The sequence below is a fragment of the Labrenzia sp. OB1 genome, assembly GCF_001624695.1.
Taxonomy (GTDB): domain Bacteria; phylum Pseudomonadota; class Alphaproteobacteria; order Rhizobiales; family Stappiaceae; genus Roseibium.
The window spans coordinates 447,541-454,295 of record NZ_JSEP01000003.1; the positions used below are offsets into that span (position 1 = coordinate 447,541).

At 62.6% G+C, this 6,755-nt stretch carries 6 protein-coding genes; all 6 read left to right on the forward strand.

The features are described from left to right. Window positions 1-32: 32 nt before the first annotated feature. The 6 genes from OA90_RS06595 (at window position 33) to OA90_RS06620 (ending at window position 6,382) form a co-directional block, all read left to right on the forward strand. Window positions 33-1,442, forward strand: coding sequence for a PLP-dependent aminotransferase family protein (locus OA90_RS06595; RefSeq protein ID WP_208986004.1), 1,410 nt, complete (start codon window positions 33-35; stop codon window positions 1,440-1,442). A gap of 167 nt (window positions 1,443-1,609) precedes the next feature. Next, a complete protein-coding gene (locus OA90_RS06600; RefSeq protein WP_068408678.1) occupies window positions 1,610-2,386 on the forward strand; it encodes an ABC transporter ATP-binding protein in 777 nt (258 codons plus the stop codon). Further along, window positions 2,383-3,030, forward strand: coding sequence for an energy-coupling factor transporter transmembrane protein EcfT (locus OA90_RS06605; RefSeq protein WP_068408680.1), 648 nt, complete (start codon window positions 2,383-2,385; stop codon window positions 3,028-3,030). Before OA90_RS06600 ends, OA90_RS06605 begins: the two co-directional genes overlap by 4 nt. Window positions 3,031-3,109: 79 nt before the next feature. Beyond that, on the forward strand, window positions 3,110-3,694 hold the full coding sequence (locus OA90_RS06610; protein WP_068408682.1) for a biotin transporter BioY: 585 nt from the start codon (window positions 3,110-3,112) through the stop codon (window positions 3,692-3,694). Window positions 3,695-3,731: 37 nt separating this feature from the next. Next, window positions 3,732-5,180, forward strand: coding sequence for an AMP-binding protein (locus tag OA90_RS06615; protein ID WP_068408684.1), 1,449 nt, complete (start codon window positions 3,732-3,734; stop codon window positions 5,178-5,180). Then, window positions 5,177-6,382, forward strand: a complete 1,206-nt coding sequence (locus tag OA90_RS06620) for a thiolase family protein (protein ID WP_068408686.1) — start codon at window positions 5,177-5,179, stop codon at window positions 6,380-6,382. Before OA90_RS06615 ends, OA90_RS06620 begins: the two co-directional genes overlap by 4 nt. Window positions 6,383-6,755: the final 373 nt, after the last annotated feature.

The window sequence follows — 6,755 nt, forward strand, 5'->3', positions numbered from 1 at the left end:
AAATTGTATTCGTCAATGTAAACATTGTCCTCATGACAATGTGGATCCCGGACATAACGGCGGCTCAGGGCCCGATTTATCTGGCAATTGCCGACGCGCTGGAAACGGACATCGGCGCAGGCGCCCTGGCGCAGGGAGACCGGCTGCCGCCGCAACGGGAACTGGCCTATCGGCTGGGTGTGACCCTCGGCACCATCACCCGGGCCTATGGCGAGGCGGAACGGCGCCGGCTGGTGAAGGGCGAGACTGGCCGCGGCACCTATGTTGCCTGCAAAAAGCAGAAGGTCTCGCCCCTGATCCCCAGGGAGGAGGAACCGGAAGCTGTCGATCTGGCCCGCAATTTCGCCTATCCGCATCTCAACCCGAGCCTGTCCGACGGTCTGGTGCGCATGGCCCGAACTGTCGGTATCGACGGGTTGAACGGCTTCGTGCCGTCCGAAGGTCTGAGGACTCATCGCGAAACCGGGGTTCTCGTCTTCAAGGACTACGGTCTTGACGCCGATCCGGCCCGCGTCGCGGTCACTTGCGGGGCGCAGCACGGCATCCAGGTGACCTGTCAGGCCCTCTTCAGGGCAGGCGATGCGATTGCCGTCGACTGTTTCACCTATCCGTCGATTTTCAGCTCTCTTGCGGGCATCGGGTTGAAACCGGTTCCGGTCCCCGCTCTGCGGCGCGCGGATGGCGGTTTCGGCGCAATGGATCCCGAAGCGCTTGCCCGGGCGGCGGCGGCCCATGGCGTCAAAGGCGTTTTCCTGATGCCGAACATGCAAAATCCGACGACCCACACCATGACGGTGGAGGAAAGGCAGAATCTCGTCCGGGTGGCGCGGTCCCAAGACATCAAGATCGTCGAGGACGATCCCTATACGCCTTTTCTTCCCGAAACACTGCCGGCTTTCGGGGCGCTCGCCCCGGAACGGACTGCCTCGATCGCCAGTATTTCGAAGGTCTGTTCTCCCGGCAGCCGGATCGGCTTTGTCCATGTGCCGGCCTCTTTCGGAGACAGCATCCGCAACAAGATCGGCGAAAGCACCTGGATGGCTTCGCCGATCACCGCCGAGCTGATCGCCGGCTGGGTGCGCGAGGGGCATCTGTTCAAGACGCTGCGCCTGAAACGGAAAGCCAATCGCGTCAGGTTCCTGAACGCCCGGGATCTCCTGTCACCCTATTTTCTCCAGGGGGATCCCGAAAAGGTGTTCGGCTGGCTGCGGCTGCCCGACGCAGTTGACCCGGATGCCCTCCAGGCCGCCCTCGGACACCAGGGCGTGGCCGTGCTCTCGTCGCGATATTTTCAGGTAAGGGATCACGCCCCGGCTCCCTATCTGCGCATTACTTTCGGGTCGGAACAATCCGAGGACCGCTTCCGCTGGGCTCTTGGAAAGGTCAGGGCGACGATTGATCAATTGGCCGACTTGCCGGAATTGAAGCGGCCGGTAGGTTAGGGCGTAAACTCACAAATGAAGCCATTACGTCTTCATTTGTGAGTTTACGCCCTAAGTCTGTCCGGAGAGGCTTTGACAACCGGCACGGGCCGGTCGATAAGCGGCGCGACAAGGACGTTGGAACCGCGTGCTCCGCTGCGCCCGGCAGTGGCTCGCGACGAGGTGATATGGCGTATTGGCCGAAAAAGAACAAGAAACAAAGACCGCTCGTCTGTAATCCGGAAGCAAGCCCCTATGCGGTGTTCCGGGATGTCGGGCTCACCATCGGCAGCCGTCGTATTCTGGAAGGGCTTTCCCTGACCCTGTCGGAGCGCAGGATCGGTGTGATTGGTCTGAACGGGTCGGGAAAGAGCAGCTTCGTCAGGCTGTTGAACGGGCTGAGAACACCGGATAGCGGCAGCCTCAGCCTTTTCGGCGCGTCTGGCGACAAAGCCCTGCCGGAACTGCCGCGCCATGTCGGCTTCGTTTTTCAGAATCCGGATCATCAGGCGATCTTCCCCACGGTCGAGGAGGAAATCGCTTTCGGGTTGACGCAACTGGGCGTCGGCAAGACAGAAAGCCGCGACCGATCCCGGGAATTTCTCGTCCGTCACGGCTGCGGGCAACTCGCCGGCAGTCCCGTTGCCGAACTATCCGAAGGCCAGAAGCAGCTCATCTGCATTCTGGCCGTCCTGGTCATGGAGCCGCGTCTGCTGGTTCTCGATGAACCGATGACCAGCCTCGACGCGCTTGCCACGGGCCGGATCCGGGACAAAATTCTGTCTCTGCCGCAGAAGATCGTCATGGTCAGCCACGATCTCAGCCATTTGTCAGGCTTCGACCGGGTCCTGTGGCTGGAAGACGGGCGCCTGCGCATGGACGGAAAACCTGATAAGGTTCTGGCGGCCTATTCTGAGGACATTCGCAGCAGGATGGGAACGGAAGCGGAGCTCGCAGCCCTTTGATCTCGATATATCTGAAAGGCGACAGCTGGGCGCACCGGACGCCCGCCGGCATCAAGCTTCTTTCGGTGGCCCTTGCCAGCCTGCTGTTGTTCCAGGTCGCCTCTCTCTGGATTTTTCTGCCCTGCCTGCTCGCCGTCGTCGCACTCTATGCGTCCCTCGGCCGGGAAGGTCTTGCGCAGTTGAAACTGCTGCGCGGCCTCACGCTGTTTCTCGCAATTTTGCTCGGCCTGCATTGGCTGTCCGGCACGCTCATGGAAGGTGTCGCTGTTGTGTTGCGCCTGGTCATCATGTTTCTGGCGGCGAACTTCGTTTCGGTGACCACCCGCCTGGACGATATGCTCGAAGCGGTCCGGCCGCTTTTCCTGCCACTGGAATGGATCGGCCTGTCCTCCCGAAAACCGGCATTGGGCGTTGCGCTTGCCCTGCGCTTCGCGCCCCATATGATGCAGGTCTTTTCAATGCTGCGGGAAGCCTGGCAGGCACGGACAGGGTCGAAGACGTCCTGGCGGCTGCTTGCACCTTTTGCTGTTCAATCGCTGCGCATGTCGGATAATGTCGCCGAAGCCCTGAAGGCGCGGGGCGGGTCCGAGGGACTTTCGGGCCGAGCGGGAAACGCGCGGTCTGGGTCTGGTTTTTGGCGGTGAACTGCGCTATCGGGCCGGCGGACGGCCGCGGCATCGGAGCTCTCCTGCGGGCCAGACGGACAACAACAAGGAAAAACAGATGACTGACCGGTCTCTCGTACACATTGCCTTTTACGCTGCCCTGATTGCGGCCCTTGGTCTGGTTCCACCGGTTGCCATTCCCCTCACGGGCGGGGTTCCGATAACCGCACAAACGCTCGGCGTGATGCTGGCCGGGGTGATGCTCGGTCCGGTGCGCGGCGGGCTCGCCGTTCTGCTGTTTCTGTTCCTAGTCGCCCTCGGCGCGCCCTTCCTGTCCGGCGGCCGGGGCGGCTGGGGTGTCTTCACGACGCCGTCGGTCGGCTTTTTGATCGGCTGGCCGGTCGGTGCGTTTGTGGCCGGATGGATCATGCGCGCCACGTCCGACATGAACATCTTCGTTGCGACGGCCGTTTCAGCGGCCATCGGCGGGATTGTCGTGGTCTACGCCTTCGGGGTGCCGGGTGTCGCGATCATGGCGGGCTTGTCCTTGCCGAAGGCGGCCCTTGCCAGCGTCATCTACATCCCCGGCGATCTGGTCAAGGTGGTTCTGGCCGCGCTGATCACCCAAACGGTTGCCCGCGGTCTGCCGGGAGCGGTTCTCTCGCGCTCGTCGAGCGGTGCGAACGACAAGATGGCCGATTGATCCGGCTGTAGGAAACCGTATCCGGAAACGCTCTGTCATGGCATATGTCGGCGACAACCTGACGGCTTTCGCTGCGGAAAAGCCGGAACGGTCGGCTTTGAAATGCGGGACTGCCGGCTGGAGCTGGCAGGATCTGGTCCGCGACATCGCGGCACTGGAATGTCATATCCGGAGCCGCGCGCCAAATGGTGGCCGGGTTGCACTGCTCCTGCATGACCCGGCGGCGCTGCTGATCTGCTTCTTTGCCTGCGCCCGCACCGGCCGGATCGCGGTGGTTGTGGATGCGAACTGGCCTGATGGCCTGAAATCCGTGGTGCTCACCGAGGTCAGGCCGGATCTGCGCATCGACGACAAGAGTTTCGCGACCGTCTGCAGAGAGAAGTCCCGCTCCGCCCCGCCTGCTTCGGCGCAGCAAGCACCGCCCGGCGACGCGGATCTCTTTTATGCCGGCTTCACGTCCGGCACCAGCGGTGCGCCCAAGGGTTATGTGCGCACCCACGGGTCCTGGCTGAAAAGTTTCGAGCTCAGCAACCGGGCCTTCGGTCTTGCGCGGACAAACCGGGTGGTGCTGCCGGGCGGGCTGACCCATTCCCTGCACCTCTACGGCGCTGCTTGCGGCCTTGCCTGTGGCGGGGAGGTCGTCCTGCTGCCCCGGTTTGACCCGCGCGCCGTCCTTGCGGAGCTCGCCGCCACCGGATCGGGAGCGGTTTTATACGCAACGCCCACGCAGCTTCATTATCTTTGCGAAGCGGCGCGCCGTAGCGGACCGGTCGATGCCGTCCGACAGGTTTTCGCCAGTGGGGCCAAATGGCGGGAAGAAGACCGTGCGGCGCTGGCCGGCGTCTTTCCGCAAGCGCAGCTGATTGAATTCTATGGGGCATCGGAAACCAGCTTCATTGCCGTTTCCAGACCGCAGGACAAGGTTCCGGCGGGGTCTGTCGGGCGCCTCGCCCCGGGTGTTCAACTCGTCATTGGCGATCCGCAGAACCCGGCGCCCCCAGGACGCTCCGGCCCGGTATGGGTCAAAAGCGGCATGCTGTTTTCCGGCTACATCTGCGGAGACGCCCCGGACACCCGCTGGCAGGACGGTTGGCTGACGTTTGGAGACGACGGCTATCTCGACAGCGATGGGTTTCTGTATCTGACCGGGCGCGGCAACCGGATGATCATCACCGGTGGGCTGAACGTCTATCCGGAGGAGGTCGAAGCGGTTCTGGCCGATCATCCCGCCGTCGTGTCGGCTGTGGTTGCCGGCCTTCCCGACAGTGTCCGCGGCCAGAGGCTGGAGGCGGTCGTCCAGCTCTCGGGTCCCTCGGCCGATGCGGCAAGAGTGCTTCAGCGTCACTGTGCGGCCCGGCTTGCCCCCGGAAAAGTGCCCCGGAAGTTCCATATCCGGGAAACCCTTCCTCTGACGGCGGGCGGCAAAGCGGACATTCAGCAGGTCGTTTCCGATCTTCTTGAAGATGGCAGCAAGGAGGGCGCATGAGCGCAAAACGCCCGGTTGTCATCGCAGCGGCGAGACGCACGGCCATCGCGCCGCGCGGTGGTGCCCTGTCCCGCTTTCAGGCAGATGAACTGGCGGCGCCCGTTCTGGCGAGGCTGGTCGCCGATGGCGGGCTGGCCGCCGGGCAGGTCGATCATGTTATTCTGGGCAATGCGCTTTATGGCGGCGGCAATCCGGCCCGTCTCGCCGCCTTGCGCGCCGGCCTGCCGCCTTCCGTTCCCGCGCTCACAGTGGATACGCAATGCTGTTCCGGTCTCGACGCCATTCTGCTGGCAGTCCGCATGATCGAAACGGGGGCGGCCGATTGCATACTGGCAGGGGGTGCGGAAAGTTTCAGCCGCGCGCCGGTGCGCATGCACCGTCCGCAGCGGCCGGAGGTCCGGCCAGTTGCCTATGCCCGGCCCGCCTTCGCCCCGCCGCCCTTTGAGGATCCGGACTTAGCGGATGCCGCAGCGCGGCTGGCGGAAGAGCGGGGTGTTACGCGCAACGCTCAGGCGAAATTCGCCATGCACTCGCATGCCAAAGCCGCTGAAGCCACTGAGATCTTGCGCCGGCGTCTGGTGCGGGTGGGGGAAACGGGTCCTGATCTGGATACCTTTACAAGAGCGCTTTCGCTCAGGACGGCGATGCGGGCCCCGGTCCTGACAGGTACCTGCGACACCGGCCTGAGCGCCGCGACGATTGCCTGCGAGGCCGATGGCGCCGCGGCGGTCCTGCTAATGGCGGAAGATCACCGGGTGGACGACGGCCGGCCGGCCCTCAGGATTACCGGCGGCCTGAGTTCGGGAGGCGATCCGGCAACGCCCGCGTTGGCGCCGATCGGCGTTGCTGAAACCCTGCTCGCGCGTCTCGGCGTTGGCCCGGAGGATTTCTCGGCGATCGAACTGATGGAAGCCTATGCTGTTCAGGCGATGGTAACGGCGGACACGCTCAAGCTCGATCCGCAAAGGCTCAATCCGCTCGGCGGCGCTTTGGCGCGAGGCCATCCTGTCGGAGCCTCCGGTGCCGTTCTGGCGGTGCAATTGTTTGAAAAACTGCTCAGGTGCGGGTCTCGTCCGGAAATTGCCCGTTTCCGGGGCATGGCGCTGATTGCGGCAGCAGGAGGATTGGCCTCGGGCCTGGTTGTCGAGGCCAGTTCCGGGACTATTCGGGACCGGCCAAGTACAAAGGCGGAGAAAGACTAACTGGCTGAATTTGTGAGAAAAAATATCTACGGTGAAATTATTTTCAGGTTTTTTGATTTTTTTCGAATTTGTCCGTTGACGGGTTCAATTGTGCTGCGTATAACGCGGCTCATCGACGGCGGCAACGTCGCTGGCGAGAGGGTTTTTTGTACTAAATTCCTGAAAATCGGACATTTGGTTCCGGGCTGCGAGGTTCGGGTGTGGCTGGTTTTCGCTGGATTTTGGTGGTCCCGAGAGAGCGTTTGTTTCTCTGTTCATTGACAATTTGATTTTGAAGGAAGGGAAGCGTAGGCGGCGTTGGCCTTGCGGGAAGCCATTATCGGATCACTTGTGTTTTGGTTTTGGTTTTTAAGTAAGGGTTACGCAGGTACGT

Bases quoted from the DNA above. Each gene is read 5' to 3' on its own strand.
- OA90_RS06600 (WP_068408678.1), top strand. From the start codon at position 1,610: ATGGCGTATTGGCCGAAAAAGAACAAGAAACAAAGACCGCTCGTCTGT.
- OA90_RS06610 (WP_068408682.1), top strand. From the start codon at position 3,110: ATGACTGACCGGTCTCTCGTACACATTGCCTTTTACGCTGCCCTGATT.
- OA90_RS06620 (WP_068408686.1), top strand. From the start codon at position 5,177: ATGAGCGCAAAACGCCCGGTTGTCATCGCAGCGGCGAGACGCACGGCC.
- OA90_RS06615 (WP_068408684.1), top strand. From the start codon at position 3,732: ATGGCATATGTCGGCGACAACCTGACGGCTTTCGCTGCGGAAAAGCCG.
- OA90_RS06595 (WP_208986004.1), top strand. From the start codon at position 33: ATGACAATGTGGATCCCGGACATAACGGCGGCTCAGGGCCCGATTTAT.